The following is a 21,206-nucleotide window of genomic DNA, read 5'->3' on the forward strand; positions in this document are numbered from 1 at the left end:
AATGAAAAAACCAGTAGCATTAATAATAATGGATGGTTTCGGATATTCAAAAAGTGAAAACGGAAATGCCGTTTTCACTGCCGAAACACCTAACATAGATAGAATATCAAATGAATACCCATCAACTCTAATGAGAGCAAGCGGACTTGATGTAGGTCTTCCAGATGGACAGATGGGTAACTCTGAGGTTGGGCACACTAATATAGGTGCAGGTAGAATAGTTTATCAGGACCTTACAAGAGTAACAAAATCAATAGCTGACGGAGATTTCTTTGAAAATGAAGTTCTTTGCCATGCTATGGAAAATGCAAAAGAACATGCACTTCACATAATGGGACTTCTATCAGATGGTGGAGTTCACTCTCACATAGATCATCTTAAAGCTATACTTAAAATGGCTGAGATGAAAGGTGTTGAAAGAGTATACGTTCACGCTTTCACAGATGGTAGAGATACAGATCCTAGAAGTGCAATAGGATATGCAAAAGAAACACTTGAAGCTATGAAGGAAACTACAGGTGAATTTGCTTCTGTTTCTGGAAGATACTATGCAATGGATAGAGACAAGAGATGGGAAAGAACAGAACTTGCCTACAATGCAATGGTAAGAGGAGAAGGAAATAAATCTGAGTGTATAATAGACGCGATAGAGGCTTCTTATGCAGATGACAAAAACGACGAGTTTATAATTCCTACAGTTATAATGAAGGATGGAAAACCAGTCGGAACAATAAAAGAAAATGACTCTGTTATATTCTTCAACTTCAGACCAGACAGAGCCAGACAGATAACAAGAGCAATAGCGGTTGAAGATTTTGATGGATTCAAGAGAGAATTCTTCAATACATACTTTGTATGTCTTACAGAGTACGATGCTTCAATAGAAAAAGATGTAAATGTAGCATATAAGCCACAGTCTCTTGTAAATACTCTTGGTGAGTATCTTGCAAAAAATGGAAAAACTCAGCTTAGAGCTGCAGAAACTGAGAAGTATGCACACGTTACATTCTTCTTCAATGGTGGTGTAGAAGAGCCTAACGAAAATGAGGACAGACTTCTTATACCATCTCCAAAAGTTGCAACATACGATCTTCAGCCTGAAATGTCAGCGTTTGAACTTCTTGAAAAAACAGAAGAGAAACTTGCTGAAGATAAATACGATTTTATAGCTATAAACTTTGCTAACCCTGATATGGTTGGTCATACAGGAAGCATGGAAGCTGCTGTAAAAGCTGTTGAAACTGTTGATAAATGTGTAGGAGAATTAGTTGACAAGATAGTTTCTATGGGAGGAAGTGCAATAATAACTGCTGACCACGGAAACGCTGAACTTATGACTGATCCTGAAACAGGAAAAGTTGTAACTGCACACTCAACAAACCCTGTTCCATTTATAGTGGCAGGAGAGGAATTCAAAGGACTTAAACTTATGGACGATGGAAGACTTTCTGACATAGCTCCAACAGTTCTTGATATGATGCACATGGAACAGCCTGCAGAAATGACAGGACATTCATTAATAATAAGATAGTAAAATAATCCGAGATGCGTATATATGTAAAATAATATAAAAAATACTTTTAGAATTTATCCATCAAATAAATTTAAAAGCGTATATCGTATTAGGATTTAGATATCGAAAAAGACCTGATTCAAATATGAATCAGGTCTTTTGCATCAATATATTGAGATTTATTCTTTGATATGGTATACTGAAATGTAATGAAAATGGAAAACATATTATAATAGGGGGAAATCTGAATGGGCAACATTGTAAATATACTAATGGCTACTCAGGTAATACTAGGGATAGCTCTTGTAATAGCTATAATGCCACAGGAAAATAAAACAGCTATGCCTTCACAGTACGGTGGAGAAGGGAACCAGTCTTACTTTAAACCAAAAGGAAAACAGGCTTTTCTTAACAAAGTTACAAAAATAGTAGCAGTTTTATTCTTTATAAATGCAATAGCATTACTAATGGTAAGTAAATAGTCGGACAACAGGCCAATTGTCAATCGACTACATAATTTTAAAATTAAATTTAATGTTAAAGTTGTGAATGAAGAGGGCTGATAATCAGGTTAAATTCCTGTGAGTCAGCCCTCTTTTAACTTAATATGGTATAATGTATCTAAATAGAAAAAATAGAAGTATATATGCAGATTTATAGATATTAAAAAAGGGAAAGAGGTGTAAATTTATGATAGATAAAGTAAAAGAGCATTTAATAGGACTTGTAAATGAACCAGGCTATGCTCCACTAACAAAAGAGGAACTGGCAAAAATATTTATGGTTCACAAAACAGAGCGTCCATTATTTTATACGTACATAGATGAACTTGAGGAAGATGGATATATTGTAAAATCCAAAAAAGGAAAAATAATGTCAGCTCAGAGAGCAGGACTTTTTGTAGGAAAGTTCATATCACATGAAAAGGGATTTGGATTTGTTGAATCTGATGAGGAATTTGTGCAGGATCTTTTTATACCGGCAGATGATGTAAACACAGCAATGCACGGAGATAGAGTAGTTGCCGAGATAATAAAAGAGGCTACTGAAGAAAAACGTGCTGAAGGTAAGATAATAAGAATAATAAAAAGAGAAATAACTGAGGTTGTGGGTACATTCCAGAAAAGCAACAGACAGTTTGGTTTTGTAATACCGGACAATAAAAGAGTAAATGGAGATGTATACGTTCCAAAAGCAGGATTCAATGGAGCATCAGAGGGCGATAAGGTAGTGTGTAAACTTACTGTATGGCCTAAAAATGGTAAAAAAGCAGAAGGAGTAATCAGAGAGGTTATAGGGAAAAAAGGAGATAGATATGTTGAAATAGATTCTATAGTAAGAGCAAACAATCTTCCTGATGATTTCCCTAAAAAAGTTCTGAAGGAGGCTCAGGCTGTTGCAGTTCCATTTGAAAAAGAGCATATAGAAAAAAGAGCAGATTACAGAGATTGGAATATATTTACTATAGATGGTTCAGATGCCAAAGACCTTGATGATGCGGTATCAGTATCTAAACTTCCAAACGGTCACTACAGACTGGGAGTACATATAGCGGATGTAACACATTATGTAAAAGAAGGAAGTAAAATAGACAAGGAAGCTATAAAAAGAGCGACATCCGTATATCTTGTAGACAAGGTTATACCGATGCTTCCAAAAGAACTTTCAAATGGTGTATGCAGTCTTAACCGGGGTGAGGATAAGCTTACACTTTCTGTAATAATGGAAATAGACAGAAAAGGTAATGTTGTAGACCATGAAATAACAGAATCTGTAATAAGATCAAAGGCTAGAATGACATATACAGAGGTGTCAGATATACTTGAGAAAAACGACGAAAAATTATGCAAAACATTTGCTCATCTGGTAGATGATTTCAGAACAGCTGAAGAACTTGCCAGAATACTTATGGATAAAAGGGATAGAAGGGGAGCTATAGATTTCAACTTCCCTGAGTCAAAGATAGTTCTCGATTCAGAAGGTATACCTGTAGATATAGAGCCATATGAAAGAAGAATAGCAAACAGAATGATAGAGGAGTTCATGCTTGTTACAAATGAAACTGTAGCAGAACATTTCTATTGGATGACAATGCCGTTTGTCTACAGAATACATGAAAATCCTGCAACTGAAAAAATGGAGACACTTGGAAAATTCATCGCTACATTTGGATACAAGGTAAACAACGGAAAAGATGAGGAAATTCATCCAAAGGCACTTCAGAAGGTAATAAAACAGATTGCAGGTACAAAAGAGGAACATGCTATAAGTGCGATAATGCTTAGATCTCTTAGACAGGCGAGATATTCTCCAGTATGTGAAGGACATTTCGGACTTGCAGCAAAATATTACTCACACTTTACATCACCGATAAGAAGATATCCGGACCTTCAGATACATAGAATAATAAAAGAAGTTATAAATGGAAGAATGGACGACAAGGCAAAGGCTCATTTTGAGAGCGTAGTTTCTTATATATCAGACCATTCATCTGAGCAGGAAAGAGCCGCCGAAGTTGCGGAAAGAGAAGTTGACGATTACTACAAAGCAGTATATATGGAAAAAAGAATCGGAAAGGAATACAACGGTGTAATATCAGGTGTAACAAACTTTGGAATATTTGTAGAGCTTGAAAACAGTGTAGAAGGGCTTGCAAGACTTGCAGATATGAATGACGATTACTATGACTACTTTGAGGAAACTTTCTGTGTAATAGGAGAAAGAACAAAGAAAACCTACAGAATAGGAGATTCAGTAAGAATAAAGGTAATAAATGCCGATGTAGATAGAAAAGAGATAGACTTTAAAATTCTAAGAAAAAATGAAGACTAGTAACTTTGATTTATGGGGGAGAGAAAATGTCGGGCAATAATTCCACGACTATAAACAGAATGACAGAGGGAACTATATGGAAGGCGATTCTGTATTTTTCCCTTCCAATGCTTCTCAGCAATCTTTTTCAGCAGCTTTATAATACCGTCGACTCTATAATAGTTGGAAATTTTGTCGGTGCTGAAGCACTTGCCGCGGTTGGTTCAAGCGGTTCTATAATATATCTTATAACGGGATTTTTCATAGGACTTGCTGCCGGGGCAGGGGTAGTAGTAGCACAGGAGTATGGAGCAAAAAATAAAGAGGCTACGAAAGAGGCGATACATACATCACTGGGAATAGGAATAGTGTTTGGAGTTATAATAACAGCTATAGGAATAATATCGACAGACTCTATACTTAAAATGATGGGGGTTCCGGAGTCTGTATTTGATGAATCATCTGTATATCTGAAGATATATTTTACAGGAATGCTTTCTACAATGATTTATAACATGGGTGCTTCAATAATACAGGCTACCGGAGATTCTAAAAGTCCTCTATATATACTTATGACAGCATCCGTAACAAATATAATTCTGGATGTCGTGTTTGTAAAATATATGAGCATGGGAATAGAAGGAGCAGCACTTGCAACAATAATTTCTCAGACATTGAGTGCTGTACTTGCAATACTCAAAATCAGAAAATCACACGATAAGTATGAATTCAGATTCAGAAATATAAGGATTCATATGAAAACATTGGGAAGGATATTCGCAATAGGGCTTCCCGGTGGAATACAGAACACTGCTGTTTCAATGTCTAATATAGTAGTTCAGAGTCATATAAACAGTTTCGGGGCAATAGCTATGGCTGGATGCAGTGCATATCAGAAAATAGAGGGATTTGCGGTATTATCTACAACAAGTTTTTCTATGGCAATGGCTACTTTTGCAGGTCAGAATACAGGTGCAGGAAAACACGACAGAGTAAGAAAAGGAATTATAACCGGAACTCTTATGAGTGTTACTTCAATGGCTATAGTGTCAGTTGTTCTTTATGCTACAGTATCAGAGCTTATAGCAGTATTTAACAATGATTCGGGAGTTGTGTACTACGGTGTAAGAATGATGAGTTTTCTTGTTCCAGGATATCTTTTTGTATCGGCATCAGATGCAATAGCGGGATCTCTTAGAGGAATGGGAAAATCAGTAGTTCCTATGGCAGTTATAATAAGCTGTTGGTGCGGACTTAGAATGGCGTGGATAGCAGCATCTACCAGAGTATATCACGATATAGCAGCTGTATTTCTGGGATATCCGATATCATGGACGGCAAGTTTTATAATACTTGTGATATATCTTAAGAGGACAGCTTTTAGAAAAGAAATAAATTAAAAAATAATTACCGACCTTAAAGTCAGAATAAGACTTATAAAGGTCGGTATTTTTTTAGCATTCAGAGCACTGAGGATCTGTAAGTTCAAATCTTTCGTCGAGATTTTCTGCTCCCCATGTACACATGAGTTCAAGTATTTCAGAAAGAGAATCGCCCTTTTCTGTTATCGAATATTCAACTCTCGGCGGAACTTCGGGGAATACAGTTCTTTTTATAAGTCCATCGGCCTCGAGTTCTCTCAACTGATTTGTCAGAGTTCTCTGGGAAACGTTGTTTATATATCTATGTATTTCACTAAATCTCTGACTTCTGTTTTTTATCAGATACTCAAGTATAAGGGCTTTGTATTTTCCACCAATCATTTTTATAGTAACTTCTATTTCGCATACAACTTTGATTTTATCCATATAAACCTCCATAGTGAAAAAAAGTTCACCAACTGAAAAATTTGTGCATTCTTGTACAAAGTAAAAATATAAATGATAATTATATTATACATTAAAAAAGTACAGCATTATAAATAAATATGCCAGAAAGGGGATTAATATGAATATAAATAAAAGAATAATGGGAAATACAAAAAAATCAGTTACTGAGATAGGACTTGGAACATGGCAGCTTGGAACAAGATGGGGAGACGAGTTCAATCCAGTTGAAGCTCAGAAAATACTTGAAGCTGCTGAAGAAAATGGAATAAACATGATAGATACAGCTGATATATACAACGATGGAAACAGTGAAAAGGCGATAGGAAAGTTTATAAAAGGCAAAGAGGATAAATTCTATATAGTTACAAAATGTGGTAGAGCATTAAACCCACATACAGATGAGATGTATACTCCGGAAGCGATGGAAAAATTTGTCGATGGAAGCATAAAAAGAATGGGAGTAGAAAAGCTTGATATGATACTTCTTCACTGTCCTCCAACTTCAGTATATAGAAAAGATGAGATATTTACAGCTATGGATAAAATGAAAAAATCTGGTAAAATCACTTCATACGGTGTGAGTATAGAGAAGGTTGAAGAAGGACTTGCCGCTATGGAGTACGGAATATCAGGTATAGAGGTAATATACAACATGTTCAGACTTAAACCTGAAGAGGAATTATTCAAATCAGCAAAGAAAAATGATATAGGTATAATCTGTAGAGTTCCGCTTGCAAGTGGATTACTTACAGGTAAATACAATATAAATACAGTATTTGGAAAAGACGACCATAGATCATACAACAGAAATGGAGAGGCTTTTGACAAGGGAGAAACTTTCTCTGGTGTAAACTATGAAAAAGGGCTTAAGGCAGTTGAAGAGCTTAAAAAACTTTTTGGTACTGATGATATAGCTCCGTATGCACTTAGATGGATACTTATGAACGATGCAGTTACAACTGTAATTCCAGGAGCGAGCAGAAGTTCTCAGCTTGTTGAAAATATAAGAGCTGCACAGATGAATCCGCTTACAGATGAGCAGATGAAAGGTGTAAGAGATATATACGATAGATATATAAGAGAAGACGTACATAAATTATGGTAGAAAAAAGGAATCGCATATTTATAAATGCGATTCCTTTTTATATAGGTAATATATTATATTTATTACGATTACAGTATAAGTGAAAATATAAATACAGCTGCAGTTCCTACAACAAGTGAAGCCATTATTGATTTGAATTTTGCAGCTACAAATATAACAATCAGAAATGCAAGAAGTTTTGGATTTGATAGGCTCAGAAAAAGTGTATCATCTCTGAAAAAAACGTCCTTTGCAATAAGAGCACTAAGCATTGCTACAGGAACAAATTTAAGAGCCTCTTTAAGTCCATCGGGCATTTCTCTGTCTGAAAAAAGAATCAGAGGAAGAACTCTCGGTATATATGTTACGATTCCCATTCCAAGACATATCAGAAAAATATATGTATTACTCACTGCATTTCTCCTTTCTTTCAGCAAGAATAGTTCTTTCAATTAAAAGACCTGATGCACAGGCTATTACAGGTGCCACAACAATGATAAGGCTGCTTGATGTAATACTGTAAAGAACTATAAAAGAAATAACTGATATAATAGCAACTAGTATGTATACAAAGTTTTTTACAGATCCGGCAACAAGTGTTGTGAAAAGTGCTGTTATTATAAATCCAGATATATAAGTATCAATCTGTATGAAATTTCCAAGAAGCGCACCTATAAAAAAGCTTATAAGCCATATTCCAAGACACATAAAGTTTACAAGAATTGCTTTTTCATCGGACCATTTACCACTTATATATTTTTCGTAGTTTACCGCGAAAGTTTCATCTGTAAGTCCAAGTCCAAATGGAAGTATATATTTAAGTTTCTTGTTTTTTATAACCATATTAAGGTTTGAACTCATCAGAAAATGTCTCAGATTTATTATAAATGTTGTAAGTACTATAGATGATATACCTGCATTTACTGCAATCATTGAAGCAGCTATATACTGAGCACTTCCACCGAAAACAAGAAGCGACATAAGAAGTATATAAGGTATTGATACACCGGAAGCTTTCAGAAGTATTCCGCCAACAACTCCTATTGGAAGATATGCTATAAAAATAGGTATGGATGCTTTCAGAGCATCATTTATATTTTCTTTATTGAAGTATTTTTTCAAGATATCACCCCTCACATAATATATAGGCAAGACAATTATATAACAGGGTTATAAAAATAACAAATGTCAGAAAACTATACTATACAAAATATAAATAGAATAAAGATTAAAAAAGAAGATGTATAGTAAAAAAGATAGTATTATATAAAAATAATACTATCTTTTACAAATTATATTTATCTGAACAAAATCATAAGACTATTTTTATTCTTCATTGTCCATTGAATCGTTGCTTCCAAGGAAACCAAAAGATAAATCATTGTAAACAGGTGCTGTAGGAGCAATCCATACACTTCCGCTTCCTGTATATGTATTAAGGAATCCTTCACCGCCCATTGCAGAACGGAAAAGAGATTTCTGAGATTTTGTAACAGAGAAGTTTACACCTGAAGTTCTTGCTATAGCAAAGTTTCCATCTACTTTTAGTTCTTCATCTCCGTTAAGTGTACATTTTACTATTTCAGATTCAGGAACAGGAAGTTCAAGTATTACAACACCGCTTCCTTTAAGCTGAAGCTGGAAAATTCCTTCGCCACCCATAACGGCAGAAGAAATGTTTTTCTGAGATACAGCAGAAAGTTCGATACTGTCTGAGCAACAATAGAAAACACCTTTGTCTACAATTATAGATTCGTTGTCAAGAGTCATTGCACAGTAGTGTTTAAATGAAGGTTCAAGATATACTTCTCCACTTCCTGTGTAAGATGGTTTAAGTATAGATTCACCTGTAAGAGCACCGGAAATACTTTTTTTGAAAAATCCACCAGCTCCACCTACTTTTGTATCGCTTGAAATATTTCCTTTGTAGAAATAAAGTGCACCGGCTTCTGTTTTTATGGAAGAGTTATCAAGAGATACTCTTACAATTCTTGATTTAAGTCCAGCTTTCTTTGCAAAATAAAGTGCCATTGCCATTGTAGGATCTGTAGCTCCATCAAGGTTTTCAAATTCAAGTACTTCAAATTTATTCTTTCCATCACTTGTAGTCTTTATTACTTTTGCCTTTTCATCAAGTATCATAAAATCACTCCTTTACGTTGTATTACTTAAAGTTTACTATATGATATATATTAAATCAATAATATTAAGAAAATTTAATAAATTACAGCGTATTTAATAAAAATGCTTATATTGACATGAAAATTCAGTTATGATATAGTAGAACTCAGTAATGTAGGGAAGTAGGTGAAAGGATATGGCAGGTGTTAAGGTTCTTGCAACAAACAGAAAAGCCAGACATGAGTATTTTATAGAGGAAACTTATGAGTGTGGAATAGAGCTTAAAGGTACAGAAGTCAAGTCTATAAGACAGGGAAAAGTGAACCTTAAGGAAGGATATTGTTCTGTAGATAATGGAGAAGTATTCATGAAGCAGGTACATATAAGTCCCTATGAACAGGGAAATATATTCAATGTCGATCCTTTAAGAGTTAGAAAGCTTCTTTTACATAAACATGAAATAAGAAAACTTATAGGAGCAACAACTATAAAAGGTTATTCTCTGATACCACTTAGTATGTATCTTAAAAATGGAAAGGTAAAGGTTGAACTTGCTCTTGCAAAAGGTAAGAAACTTTACGATAAACGTCAGGATATGGCAAAGAAAGATGCCCAGAGACGTATAGAAAGGGAAATGACAGGGAAATATTAATTTGTTTGGTTAATTCTCTGTTTTATGATATAATATTATCTACAATATGAAATGCAGTTTGCGTATGAAAATTTCTTTTACACGGGGGTGTAAAGGTTTCGACGGGGGTTTAGAACCTGAGGTTGCGTGTCGTGTTACTCTGGGTCACGTAAAAACTGGGGAACTTAAAATAAACGCAAACGATAATTACGCATTAGCTGCCTAATTGCAGCTTGTCCCTCTTAGCCCTCCTGCCGGTTAAGACTGGACATCATCTATGCAGGGAACTACTTTAGGGTTGCCTTGACCTGAAGCGGACTAACTGAGGCTGGCTGATTGTATAGCCTGTTGCTCGGCGATGCATGAGGTGAGATTATAGTAGAGACAACTACACACGTAGATGCAGCGGGGAAAGAGCTTTCGGACAGGGGTTCGACTCCCCTCATCTCCACCAATTAAATTAGATGGATTGAAAATACTGGCTTTTGGGCTGGTATTTTTTTATTTTTATCACAATTGCAGTTAAAAATAAATATAAAATCATAAATTTTTTATATTATAACATTATAGATCTATATTAAGAGATATAATAAAATATCAAATATTTTTTATAAAGAGGTGAATTTATGAATTTTTTTCTCAATACTGACTCTATAAACAAACATAGGAAAGATGTACTTTATCTGTCTATACCCATGTTCGTTATATCTATAGTAATACCTTCTTTTCTGGTTTTATTATTGTTTGTATTATGTTATTTTAAATATTTCAGATCTGGTTTTATGGAAATACCTTTTTTCATTTTATTTATATCATTTATACTTTTTGTATACAGGAAAATTTCAAATTATATAAGATATATAATGGATAATTTCAGGGAAATTAATTCTGATGATATTTATGAGTGTACAATATCTGATTCTGAAATTTATGTTTCAAAAAATAATGAAGTATATGTTTCATTCCCTTTTGATAGAGTTAAAAAGATAGAAAAATTTAGAGATGATGGTTTCAGTTTTCGTATGAAGGATAATTCAAATATTATAATTGTAGGGTTTCCAGACATGTCAGTATTTTCTTTTCTGGAAAATAGGGAAAATTAATCGTTTACAACAAATTACTATGTGAATAAAATAATTATCTGATTTAGTATACTCAGTCGAATTTTACATCGACTGAGTTATTTTTTTTAGCTATATAGCCTAAAATAGTTTATTAAAGTGAAATTATGAAATTTCAGTTAATTTATAAAAATAAAATGAAAAATTTTTTTCGGAAAATAACGGGAAAATGTTTACAGATAAAATAAATTATGTTATATTATAAACAAGATATAGGCCTGTATATATAATATCTAAGGAGGAAACGTTATGTCAGTTTTTGAAATGCCTAAATATAGACATCCTGACTTTACAGAAGAAGTTTTTGTAAATGCACCAAATGCTAAATATGAGGAAGCGGAAAAAGATGGAGTAGTTCCAGAAAACTATCACAGTACATCTATGTATCCTGAATATTTCAAGATAGATGGAGAGTGGAGACTTGCAGAGGAGAGCCGTATGGACTCATGTGTAGTTCTTCGTGAAGATGGTACTCTTGATGTTGTAGAGTCTAGAAACATAAAAAAAGGCGACAAAGTAATGCTTGGAAGAACTGAAAGATGCGAAGAAGGAGTATACATGCACTGTAACGGTTTTGAAGAAGCAACAGATGATTTAGATGATCAGTTTGTTTTCCGTCAGGGAAGAAGCCGTGAAACTTCATATGCAAAAGATTATGACAAACTTTTCGAGTTATTAAAATATGAAAAAGAAAACGGTGGAAAAATAGTATGGGTAATGGGACCTGCTTTTGCATTCGACGCTACTGCAAGAGCTGCTATGCAGGCACTTGTTGAGAATGGATATGCACATGGTCTTCTAGCAGGAAATGCACTTGCAACTCATGACCTTGAGGGAGCTTTATTACACACTGCTCTTGGACAGGATATATATACTCAGAAATCACAGCCTAATGGACATTACAACCACCTTGATGTTTTAAATAAGGTTAGAAGAAGCGGATCTATACCACAGTTTATGAAAGACTATAACCTAAACGATGGTATAATATGCAGCTGTGTAAACAATAATGTTCCAATAGTACTTGCAGGATCTATCCGTGACGACGGACCACTTCCAGAAGTATATGGAAATGTTTATGAAGCAGCGAATGCAATGAGAAATATAGTTAAGGATGCAACTACTGTTATATGTCTTGCAACAATGCTTCATACAATAGCAGTAGGAAATATGACACCATCATTCCGTGTATTAAAAGATGGAACAATACGTCCTGTATATCTATACACAGTTGATGCTGACGAATTCGTTGTAAACAAACTTCTAGATAGAGGAAGTTTATCAGCTACAACTATGGTAACTAACGTTCAGGACTTTATTACTCGTGTTGCTAAAGGACTTGATGTAATAAAATAGTATTCTGAATCTTTTAAATCAGTTTAATACGGTAAATGGAGAGACTGTTATGAAAAAGAGTGTATCTGGAAAATTAGCATTATTATTTGTAGCCGTTGCATGGGGAAGTTCTATGGTTGTTATAAAAGGATCAACTGATATACTTCCTGCGGGTTCTCTTCTTGCATGGCGTTTTACGATTGCAGCATTGGTATTAGGACTAGTTAATATAAAGAAACTTAAGATGATAGATAAGGAATATATCAAGAGTGGTATCTTTATAGGTGTATGTCTGTTTATGGCATATTTTACACAGACTCTTGGAGTTATGCTTGAAATGCCAGGAAAGAGTCATTTCCTATCTTCAGCATACTGTGTATTTGTACCATTTCTTGGATGGCTTTTCTTAAAGGAAAGACCAAAGATTTACCATATAATTGCAGCTGTAATGTGTGCTACTGGTATAATACTTGTTTCTATAGCCGGAAGTCTAAGTATAAGCTATGGTGACAGTATATCAATAATCAGTTCAGTATTCTGGGCTTCACAGATTATAGCAATCGCAAAATGGGGTAATGACAAGGATCCTGTATTAATAACAATACTTGAGTTCGCTGTATGTGCAGTTCTTGCATGGGTATTCACACTAACAATGGAAGATCCAGGTTCAATACAGTGGAATATGAGTGCAGTTGGAGGAGTATTATATCTTGGTATAGTATGTTCTGGAATATGTTTCTTATTACAGACAATTGCACAGAAAACAGAAGATCCTACAAGTGTTTCTATCATACTTAGCTTTGAAAACATATTCGGACTTGTATTCGGAGCTATATTCTTTAATGAAACATTCACACCACGTTCTATCCTAGGATTTACATTGATGTTCCTTGCTATAATAATAGCTGAGACTCAATTATCATTCCTTAAGAAAAAGAAACCAGAAAAAATTGCAAGCTAATTAATTAGTATGATAAGGCAGATAAAATATCGGCGATTATCATATCGCCGATATGATTTGCCTGTACTTGAAAGAGAAAAAATTTTCTGCTATCCTAGTATAAGATAATTACTAATTCAGAAATGAGGAAAAAATATGGAGATATTAATTATAGATGCGCAGGGTGGCGGTATAGGAAAACAGCTGGTGCTGGAAATCAATAAAAACTTTAAAAATGTTAATATAACGGCAGTCGGAACAAACTCAGTATCTACAACAAATATGTTGAAAGCTGGAGCTGACTGTGCGGCAACTGGTGAAAATGCTGTTGTAGTAGGCTGTAGAAAAGCAGATATTATAATAGGGCCGGTTGGAATTGTAATAGCAGATTCAATGTACGGGGAAATAACACCAAAGATGGCAGAAGCTATAGGACAGAGCAGTGCAAAAAAACTGCTTATCCCTGTAAATCACTGCAACAATGTTATTGTTGGCGTGGAGAATCAGAAAATGACCTTTTTCATTTCGGCAGCAATAGAAGAACTAAAAAAGTGTTTTAACAGCTAGAAAGCTGAAAAAATAAGAGTCATAAATTTAAGCATGAAGCTTTCAATAATATTGATTTAATATTAAAAAGTAATATAAAAAGCATATTTAATAAGTTAATATGTAAAATAGGATCGATGTCAGAAGGCATATGACACTCCAGAAGGAGAGTCCGTATGCTTTTTTTATTGAAAGAGAGGAAAATATGAAAAAGAGAATTGTGAGTTTATTATGTGTAATTGCACTGCTTCCTATGGCTCTTGGCGGATGCAGTCAAAAGAAAAAAAGTGATTCAAAAGAAGATGGAATAAAAATATATATAGGAAGTTCAATTTTTGAAGAAAGTCTGGATCCGATAAAAGGAGGACTTTCGTATGGGTATCCTTTTATAAATAACGCACTTCTTAAAGTTGGAAGTGATTCAAATTATATAGGAGATTTAGCTAAGGATTGGAAAGTAAGCGATGATGCTTTAACATATACATTCAACTTGAATGAAGGAATAAAATTCAGTGACGGAAGTGATTTTGACGCGGAAGATGTAGTATTTACATATGAAACTGTACACAAAAATCAGGCTGACAATGAGAAAGTTGATTTAACATATCTTGAATCAGTAAAGGCGATAGATGAGAATACTGTTGAGTTTAAACTTGAAAAACCATATTCTCCATTTTTAGATACTACGGCAATGCTTCAGATAGTTCCTTCTGACTCATACGACAGCCGGAAATTTGATACTGAACCTATAGGGACAGGTGCGTATAAAGTGGTTCAATATGACAGCAATCAGCAGATTATACTTTCAGAAAATGATAAGTACTCTGGAGAAAAGCCGGATGTTTCAAAAGTTACTATAGTAAATATGGAGCCTGATTCTGCATTTGCAGCAGCAAAAGCCGGAGATCTTGATGTGGTTATGGTTGGAACAAATTATGCAAATGAAGAAATATCAGGAATGCATCTTGAAAAACTAGAAACAATGGATGTAAGAAATATAAGCCTTCCAGTAAGAAAAGTATCAGAAATGAAGGATTCTTCAGGAAAAACAGTAACAGTAGGTAACAATGTTACATCTGATATAGCTGTAAGGAAAGCGCTTTCGATAGGACTGAACAGAAAAGAAATAATAGAAAATTCATCTAATGGAATAGGGCTGCCTGCAGTTAATTTTACAGATAATCTTATATGGGCAAATACTGATACATATGAGGATAATCAGGTTGAAGAAGCCGAAAAACTTCTCGATGAGGCAGGATGGAAAATGTCAGAAGAGACAGGCATAAGAGAAAAGAACGGTCAGAAATGTGCATTTGAACTTTATAGTACAGCGGGAGATACAGATAGATACAATCTTGCTGTTGCAGTTGCAGAAAATGCAAAAAAACTTGGAATAGAAATAACAGTAAAAACAGCTACATGGGACGAGATAACTACACTTCAGAATACTTCAGCTATATTATGGGGATGGGGACAGTATTCTCCTACAGTATTATCATCTCTTTATAAATCAGATTTATTCTTAAGTGGTGGCTATGATAATGTAGTAGGTTATGACAATGTGGATGTAGATGCAAAGATTGATGAGGCAATATCTTCAAATTCTCAGGAAAAAGCAGTTGAAGCATGGAAAGAAGTTCAGAAAATATCTGATGAGGACTATACAAATCTATTTATAGTAAATATACAGCACTGCTATTTTGTATCTGACAATCTGGATATATCACTTGATACTCAGATACCACATCCACATGGACATGGAACACCTGTTATATGTAATATGGCAGATTGGAAATTGAAATAAACTGGAGAGTTATTATGAAAAATTGGAAAAAAATAATCAGTGAATGTATAAGGATGATGATGCTTCTGATTGCAGTGAGTATTATGTCTTTTGTGCTGATTGTAAAGGCACCTATAGATCCACTGGTTTCATATATAGGAACAAACTCTACAATTTCAGAAGAGGCCAGACAGGAAATAGCGGATGAATGGGGGCTTAACGATCCTCTTCCTGAACGTTTTATAACTTGGGGAGAGCATGCACTCAAAGGGGATCTTGGAATGTCTATTACATACAAAAAACCTGTCAGCGAAGTTATAAAAACAAGATTTTCATACTCTATAGTGCTTATGGCTCTTTCGTGGATACTTTCGGGTGTTATCGGATTTATACTGGGAGTAATCTGCGGTATAAAGGAAGGAAGTCTGTTTGACAGAGCTACAAAAGTTTTCTGTCTCGGAGTAAAATCAGCACCGGTATTCTGGATAGGTCTTCTTGTACTTTCTGTATTTGCAGTACAGCTTGGATGGTTCCCTATAGGAATGGCAGTACCAGCGGGTACACTTGCATCAGAGGTAAGTATATGGAGCAGAATACATCATCTGATACTTCCTGTACTTACATTGACTATTGTAAGTATAAGTGAGGTTGTTCTATATACAAGACGGAAAGTTATAGAGACTATGAACAGCAACTTTATACTATACGCAAAGGTAAGAGGAGAAAATCAGAAGCAGATTATAAAAAGACATGTTTTAAAAAATGTACTTCTACCGGCAGTAACAGTTCAGTTCTCATCGTTTAGTGAATTGTTTGGTGGAATGGCACTTGCAGAAACTGTGTTTGCATATCCGGGTATAGGAACAGCTATAACCGCTGCGGCAACAAATGCGGATGTTCCGTTGTTGCTTGGTATATCGGTTTTCAGTGCGTTATTCGTTTTTGCAGGAAATGTTATAGCAAATATTTTATATGGTGTGTTCAACCCTGTAATAAGAGAGGGGGATAATCGTGAATAGGGAAAAGTTTATGAATAGAAGAATAAATACAGTTATCCTCAGTACAGTAGCCGTTGTATATCTGTTTGGAATATTTATATGGGGATTATCTATGGACGCATCATGTTATGAAGTAAATTACAGCAATAAGTTTCTTCCACCGGGTTTGGGGCATCTGTTTGGAACTGATTTTTTAGGAAGAGATATGTTTTATAGAACTATAAAAGGTCTATCAAACAGCCTTATTATAGGAGTTCTTGCTTCAATAGTCAGTTCGATAATCGCTCTTATAGCCGGGATAGCATCGGCAGTATTCGGTGGATGGGTTGATAAATTTGTAAACTGGTGTGTTGATTTGTGCATGGGACTTCCACATATAGTACTTCTTATCCTTATATCATTTATGATGGGGAAGGGAATAAAAGGGGTTACTGTTGCGGTTGCACTGACACATTGGCCATCGCTTACAAGAATAGTAAGAGCAGAGGTAATGCAGATTCGTTCATCACAGTATGTAAAAGCAGCATATAAAATGGGAAAAACAAAATATCAGGTGGCTATACAGCATATTCTTCCACATGTTATTCCTGCATATTTCATAGGATTGGTACTTTTGTTTCCACATGCAATTATGCATGAAGCAGCGATTACTTTTCTTGGATTTGGAATGCCGTCTGAAATGCCGGCAATAGGAGTAATTCTTTCTGAGGCGATGAATCATATTGCAACAGGAAAGTGGTGGCTTGCGTTATTCCCAGGTTTAATGCTTCTTATAGCTGTATTATTATTTGATGTAATCGGAGAAAATCTAAAAAAACTTTTGAATCCATATAGTGGAAATGAATAAGGTGATCATTATGAATGAAAAAAATATTTTAAAGGTCGATAATCTTTCTGTATCTTTCAGTATGTATAAGGGATTTTTTAAAAAAGAAAATCTTGAAGTTGTACATTCTCTTTCTCTTGAGGTAAATTCAGGAGAAGTGGTGGCTGTAGTCGGTTCGAGTGGTTCAGGAAAAAGTATACTCGCTCATGCAGTTATGGGACTTCTTCCTAAAAATGCACATATGAGTGGGAATATAACATATCGTGGTGAGAAACTCGATGAAATAAAAAGAAGTGAGCTTCTTGGAAGAAAGATATCTTTTGTACCTCAGTCAGTTGATTATCTGGATCCTGTTATGAAAGTAGGTAAACAGGTTCAGGGGGTATATTCGACAAAGAAAAGGCAGGAAGATTTGTTTGGAAAATATCACTTGGATAAAAATGTTGAAGAGATGTATCCATTTCAGCTTTCTGGAGGAATGGCAAGAAGAGTTCTTGTTTCATCGGCAATGATGGAATCTCCGGAGCTTATAATTGCGGACGAACCTACACCAGGTCTTAGCGTGGAAATGGCAATGGAGACATTAAATCATTTCAGAGAAATGGCTGACAATGGAGCTGGAGTTCTTCTTATAACACATGATATAGATCTTGCGCTTAATGTAGCTGATAAAATAGCTGTGTTCTATGCTGGAACTATAATAGAAATAGCAGATACCAGAGATTTTATAAATGGTGGAATAGAATTAAGACATCCGTACAGCAGGGCATTTATATCGGCTCTTCCACAAAACGAGTTTAGAGCGATAGAAGGTGTGCAGCCTTATGCAGGTATCGTAAAAGATGGATGCTCATTTGCAAATAGATGTCCTAAGGCGACAGATAAATGCTGTGGAGAAATACCTATAAGAAGTCTCAGAAGCGGAAAGGTGAGATGTATAAATGCAACTTAAGATAGAAAATATAAGCTTCAGATATAACGATAAATCACCGTGGATTCTAAAGGATATAAACATGAAAATAGAATCCGGGGAAAGGGTAGGTATAATCGCTCCATCTGGATACGGAAAAAGTACACTTGCAAAAATTATTGCAGGATATGAAAATCCGACTTGTGGAAAAATATTGATCGATGGAAAAGAAATCAATAAAAATGGATTCTGCCCAGTTCAGATGATTCATCAGCATCCGGAGCTTTCCGTAAATCCAAGATGGAAAATGGAGAAAGTATTAAATGAATGCTGGAATCCGGACGATAAAATGCTTGAAAAATTAGGAATAGAAAAAGAATGGCTGAAAAGATGGCCGGCAGAACTTTCTGGGGGAGAACTTCAGAGATTCTGCATTGCAAGGGTTTTGAGTCCGGATACAAAATTTCTGATATGTGATGAAATTACGACAATGCTGGATGTTATTTCACAGGCTCAGATTTGGAAGGCATTGATTGAAATAGCTGATGAAAAAGATTATGGGATGCTAATAATAACACATAATATGCATCTTGCAGAAAGAATATGTACTAGAATAATAGATTTAAGAGATATAAATCGGAGGGTTTGATATGGATACTAAAGAAATGCTTAAAAAAGTAAAAAACGGAGAGGTTTCAGTTGAGGAAGCTGAGAAATTTTTCAGAAGAAAACCGTTTAAGGAGCTGGGATATGCAAAACTTGATACCCATAGAAAACTCCGTTCTGGATGTGCTGAGGTTGTATTCTGCAGTGGAAAGGCCGATAGTCATCTGCTTAAAATTTACGAGAATCTGTATAATTCAGAGGGCGAGGTTTTAGGAACAAGAGCTTCAAAAGAGCAGGCTGAAATTGTGAAGGCAGCTATACCTGATGTTGAGTACGATCCTCTTTCGAGAATACTAAAAATAGAGAAAAAGGACAAAAAACGTGTAGGGAAAATAGCTGTTTGTACAGCAGGTACAGCTGATATACCGGTTGCTGAAGAGGCTGCTCAGACAGCTGAATTTTTCGGAAACAATGTCGAAAGATTATATGATGTAGGTGTAAGTGGACTTCATAGACTTTTATCAAGACTTGAGATGATACAGGATTGTAACTGTGTTATAGCGGTTGCCGGTATGGAGGGAGCACTTGCAAGCGTAATAGGAGGATTAGTAGACAAGCCTGTAATAGCAGTTCCTACATCTGTAGGATACGGAGCTAGTATGAATGGAATTTCAGCACTTCTTACAATGCTGAATTCATGTGCAAACGGAATTGCTACTGTAAATATAGATAATGGATATGGAGCAGGATATATAGCTTCACAGATAAATAAAATGGGGGTTGGAGAACATGAGTAAAAAGAAATTATATCTTGAATGTTATGCTGGAATAAGCGGGGATATGTTTGTAGCATCGCTTCTTGATCTTGGTGCTGATAGAGAAGTACTTGAAAAATCACTTAATAGCCTTGAAATGATAAAGGGAAAATTCCAGATAAAAATAGATAGAGTTGTGAAGTCGGGGCTTGATGCATGTGATTTCTCTGTAATACTTGAGCAGGATAATCACGACCACGATATGGATTATCTACATGGGGAACATAATCATGACCACTCTCATGATCACTCACATCACCACGGAGAACATGAACATCATCACGATCATTCACATCATCATGATCACAGCCATACTCATGACCACTCACACCATCATGACCATGAACATAGCCATGAACACAGTCATGAACATCACCACGAACATGTGGGACTTATACAGATACAGGAAATAATAAATAATAGTGGACTTACAGATAATGCCAAGAAGATAGCTATAAGAATATTTGATATACTTGCAGATGCAGAAGCAAAGGCCCATGGAAAGCCAAAAACAGAAGTACATTTCCACGAGGTTGGAGCAGTAGATTCAATAGTAGATATTGCAGCAGCTGCCGTATGTATAGATAATCTTGGAATAGAAGAAGCTGTAGTTCCGGCACTTTATGAAGGGATAGGAACTGTAAGATGTCAGCACGGAGTTTTACCTGTTCCAGTTCCAGCAGTACTTAATATAATAGATGCGGAAAATCTTACACTTAGTATAACAGGAATAAAAGGAGAGTTTGTAACTCCTACAGGTGCTGCAATAGCTGCAGCTATATGCACTGACAAAAAACTTCCGGAAAAATTCAGAGTAGTAAAAACAGGTATAGGTGCAGGAAAGAGAAATTATGAAAGAGCAAGTCTTCTTAGAGCCATGATAATAGAGGATGCGGAAGAAAATGAAAGCGACAAAATAGTAAAAATGGAATCTAATATAGATGATTGCTCAGGTGAGGCACTTGGATATGTAATGCAGAGACTTATGGAATCAGGAGCTAGAGATGTACACTATTCTCCTGTATTTATGAAGAAAAACAGACCTGGATATCAGCTTAATGTAGTCTGCAAAGAAGAAAAAATAGATGAACTTCGGAATATAATATTTGAGGAAACTACAAGTATAGGAATCAGAGTTCAGCATATGGACAGAAGAATACTAAAAAGAAGAATAGAAATGAGAGATACTTCTATGGGAAAAGTTCAGGTCAAAGTATGTTCTCTTCCATCAGGTGATAGAGTTTATCCTGAGCACGATTGTATAGTGAAAATATGTAGAGAAACAGGAAGAACTTGGCAGGATGTATATCGCCAGATTCTTGAGGAGTGCAAGTAAG

Annotated in this window: 21 protein-coding genes and 1 other RNA gene; 18 read left to right on the top strand and 4 right to left on the bottom strand. The window is 35.2% G+C overall.

Going from position 1 to position 21,206, the window contains the following annotated elements; translation table 11 throughout:
* Position 1: 1 nt before the first annotated feature.
* The 4 genes from gpmI (at position 2) to EXD82_RS01905 (ending at position 5,724) form a co-directional block, all read left to right on the top strand.
* Positions 2 to 1,531, top strand: a complete 1,530-nt coding sequence (gene gpmI / locus EXD82_RS01890; protein WP_142535228.1) for a 2,3-bisphosphoglycerate-independent phosphoglycerate mutase — start codon at positions 2 to 4, stop codon at positions 1,529 to 1,531.
* Between the two features lie 239 nt (positions 1,532 to 1,770).
* The gene (secG, locus tag EXD82_RS01895; RefSeq protein ID WP_142535255.1) at positions 1,771 to 1,995 is read left to right on the top strand and encodes a preprotein translocase subunit SecG; all 225 of its coding nucleotides are present in this window, start codon (positions 1,771 to 1,773) and stop codon (positions 1,993 to 1,995) included.
* Positions 1,996 to 2,203: 208 nt separating this feature from the next.
* Positions 2,204 to 4,345: a ribonuclease R gene (rnr, locus tag EXD82_RS01900; RefSeq protein ID WP_142535229.1), complete on the top strand. Its 2,142-nt coding sequence runs from the start codon at positions 2,204 to 2,206 to the stop codon at positions 4,343 to 4,345.
* Between the two features lie 26 nt (positions 4,346 to 4,371).
* On the top strand, positions 4,372 to 5,724 hold the full coding sequence (locus tag EXD82_RS01905; protein ID WP_206668142.1) for an MATE family efflux transporter: 1,353 nt from the start codon (positions 4,372 to 4,374) through the stop codon (positions 5,722 to 5,724).
* Positions 5,725 to 5,778: 54 nt separating this feature from the next.
* On the opposite strand, the gene EXD82_RS01910 is transcribed toward EXD82_RS01905, so the two are convergent.
* Positions 5,779 to 6,132, bottom strand: coding sequence for a winged helix-turn-helix transcriptional regulator (locus EXD82_RS01910; protein ID WP_142535230.1), 354 nt, complete (start codon positions 6,130 to 6,132; stop codon positions 5,779 to 5,781).
* A 139-nt stretch (positions 6,133 to 6,271) separates the two neighbouring features.
* Here EXD82_RS01910 and EXD82_RS01915 point away from each other — a divergent pair, with 139 nt between their 5' ends.
* Positions 6,272 to 7,258 carry an aldo/keto reductase gene (locus tag EXD82_RS01915; protein WP_206668143.1) on the top strand — a complete coding sequence of 329 codons (987 nt, stop codon included), beginning with the start codon at positions 6,272 to 6,274 and terminating at the stop codon, positions 7,256 to 7,258.
* A 68-nt stretch (positions 7,259 to 7,326) separates the two neighbouring features.
* Here the strand turns inward: EXD82_RS01915 and EXD82_RS01920 are convergent, their stop codons facing one another.
* The 3 genes from EXD82_RS01920 to EXD82_RS01930 form a co-directional block, all read right to left on the bottom strand.
* Entirely contained in the window at positions 7,327 to 7,650 is a 324-nt protein-coding gene (locus tag EXD82_RS01920) for an AzlD domain-containing protein (protein WP_142535231.1), read from the bottom strand.
* Positions 7,643 to 8,359, bottom strand: a complete 717-nt coding sequence (locus EXD82_RS01925; RefSeq protein ID WP_142535232.1) for an AzlC family ABC transporter permease — start codon at positions 8,357 to 8,359, stop codon at positions 7,643 to 7,645. The genes EXD82_RS01920 and EXD82_RS01925 overlap by 8 nt, the downstream gene beginning before the upstream one ends.
* A gap of 204 nt (positions 8,360 to 8,563) precedes the next feature.
* Positions 8,564 to 9,379, bottom strand: a complete 816-nt coding sequence (locus EXD82_RS01930) for an AIM24 family protein (protein WP_142535233.1) — start codon at positions 9,377 to 9,379, stop codon at positions 8,564 to 8,566.
* Between the two features lie 175 nt (positions 9,380 to 9,554).
* Between EXD82_RS01930 and smpB the strand changes: the two genes are divergently transcribed.
* The 13 genes from smpB (at position 9,555) to larC (ending at position 21,205) form a co-directional block, all read left to right on the top strand.
* On the top strand, positions 9,555 to 10,010 hold the full coding sequence (gene smpB, locus EXD82_RS01935) for an SsrA-binding protein SmpB (RefSeq protein WP_142535234.1): 456 nt from the start codon (positions 9,555 to 9,557) through the stop codon (positions 10,008 to 10,010).
* A gap of 83 nt (positions 10,011 to 10,093) precedes the next feature.
* Positions 10,094 to 10,443, top strand: a transfer-messenger RNA (tmRNA) gene (gene ssrA, locus EXD82_RS01940).
* Between the two features lie 409 nt (positions 10,444 to 10,852).
* Positions 10,853 to 11,092 carry a hypothetical protein gene (locus EXD82_RS01945; protein WP_142535235.1) on the top strand — a complete coding sequence of 80 codons (240 nt, stop codon included), beginning with the start codon at positions 10,853 to 10,855 and terminating at the stop codon, positions 11,090 to 11,092.
* A gap of 267 nt (positions 11,093 to 11,359) precedes the next feature.
* Positions 11,360 to 12,466, top strand: a complete 1,107-nt coding sequence (locus tag EXD82_RS01950) for a putative NPN-dependent ornithine cyclodeaminase (protein WP_142535236.1) — start codon at positions 11,360 to 11,362, stop codon at positions 12,464 to 12,466.
* 49 nt (positions 12,467 to 12,515) lie between these two features.
* Entirely contained in the window at positions 12,516 to 13,406 is an 891-nt protein-coding gene (locus EXD82_RS01955; protein WP_142535237.1) for a DMT family transporter, read from the top strand.
* A 135-nt stretch (positions 13,407 to 13,541) separates the two neighbouring features.
* Positions 13,542 to 13,952, top strand: coding sequence for a DUF3842 family protein (locus tag EXD82_RS01960; RefSeq protein WP_142535238.1), 411 nt, complete (start codon positions 13,542 to 13,544; stop codon positions 13,950 to 13,952).
* Positions 13,953 to 14,136: 184 nt separating this feature from the next.
* Positions 14,137 to 15,735 carry an ABC transporter substrate-binding protein gene (locus EXD82_RS01965; protein WP_142535239.1) on the top strand — a complete coding sequence of 533 codons (1,599 nt, stop codon included), beginning with the start codon at positions 14,137 to 14,139 and terminating at the stop codon, positions 15,733 to 15,735.
* A 14-nt stretch (positions 15,736 to 15,749) separates the two neighbouring features.
* Positions 15,750 to 16,733 carry an ABC transporter permease gene (locus EXD82_RS01970; protein WP_142535240.1) on the top strand — a complete coding sequence of 328 codons (984 nt, stop codon included), beginning with the start codon at positions 15,750 to 15,752 and terminating at the stop codon, positions 16,731 to 16,733.
* Positions 16,726 to 17,559 (top strand): ABC transporter permease, encoded by an 834-nt coding sequence (locus EXD82_RS01975; RefSeq protein ID WP_330573679.1) that lies wholly within the window; start codon positions 16,726 to 16,728, stop codon positions 17,557 to 17,559. The genes EXD82_RS01970 and EXD82_RS01975 overlap by 8 nt, the downstream gene beginning before the upstream one ends.
* 10 nt (positions 17,560 to 17,569) lie before the next feature.
* Positions 17,570 to 18,490, top strand: a complete 921-nt coding sequence (locus EXD82_RS01980; protein ID WP_142535241.1) for an ABC transporter ATP-binding protein — start codon at positions 17,570 to 17,572, stop codon at positions 18,488 to 18,490.
* On the top strand, positions 18,480 to 19,097 hold the full coding sequence (locus EXD82_RS01985; protein ID WP_142535242.1) for an ABC transporter ATP-binding protein: 618 nt from the start codon (positions 18,480 to 18,482) through the stop codon (positions 19,095 to 19,097). Before EXD82_RS01980 ends, EXD82_RS01985 begins: the two co-directional genes overlap by 11 nt.
* 1 nt (position 19,098) lies before the next feature.
* On the top strand, positions 19,099 to 19,851 hold the full coding sequence (gene larB / locus EXD82_RS01990; protein ID WP_142535243.1) for a nickel pincer cofactor biosynthesis protein LarB: 753 nt from the start codon (positions 19,099 to 19,101) through the stop codon (positions 19,849 to 19,851).
* Entirely contained in the window at positions 19,844 to 21,205 is a 1,362-nt protein-coding gene (gene larC, locus EXD82_RS01995; protein WP_142535244.1) for a nickel pincer cofactor biosynthesis protein LarC, read from the top strand. The genes larB and larC overlap by 8 nt, the downstream gene beginning before the upstream one ends.
* The last annotated feature ends 1 nt before the right edge of the window (position 21,206 follow it).

Origin of the sequence: Peptacetobacter hominis, assembly GCF_006861675.1 — a bacterium.
Lineage (GTDB): Bacteria > Bacillota > Clostridia > Peptostreptococcales > Peptostreptococcaceae > Peptacetobacter > Peptacetobacter hominis.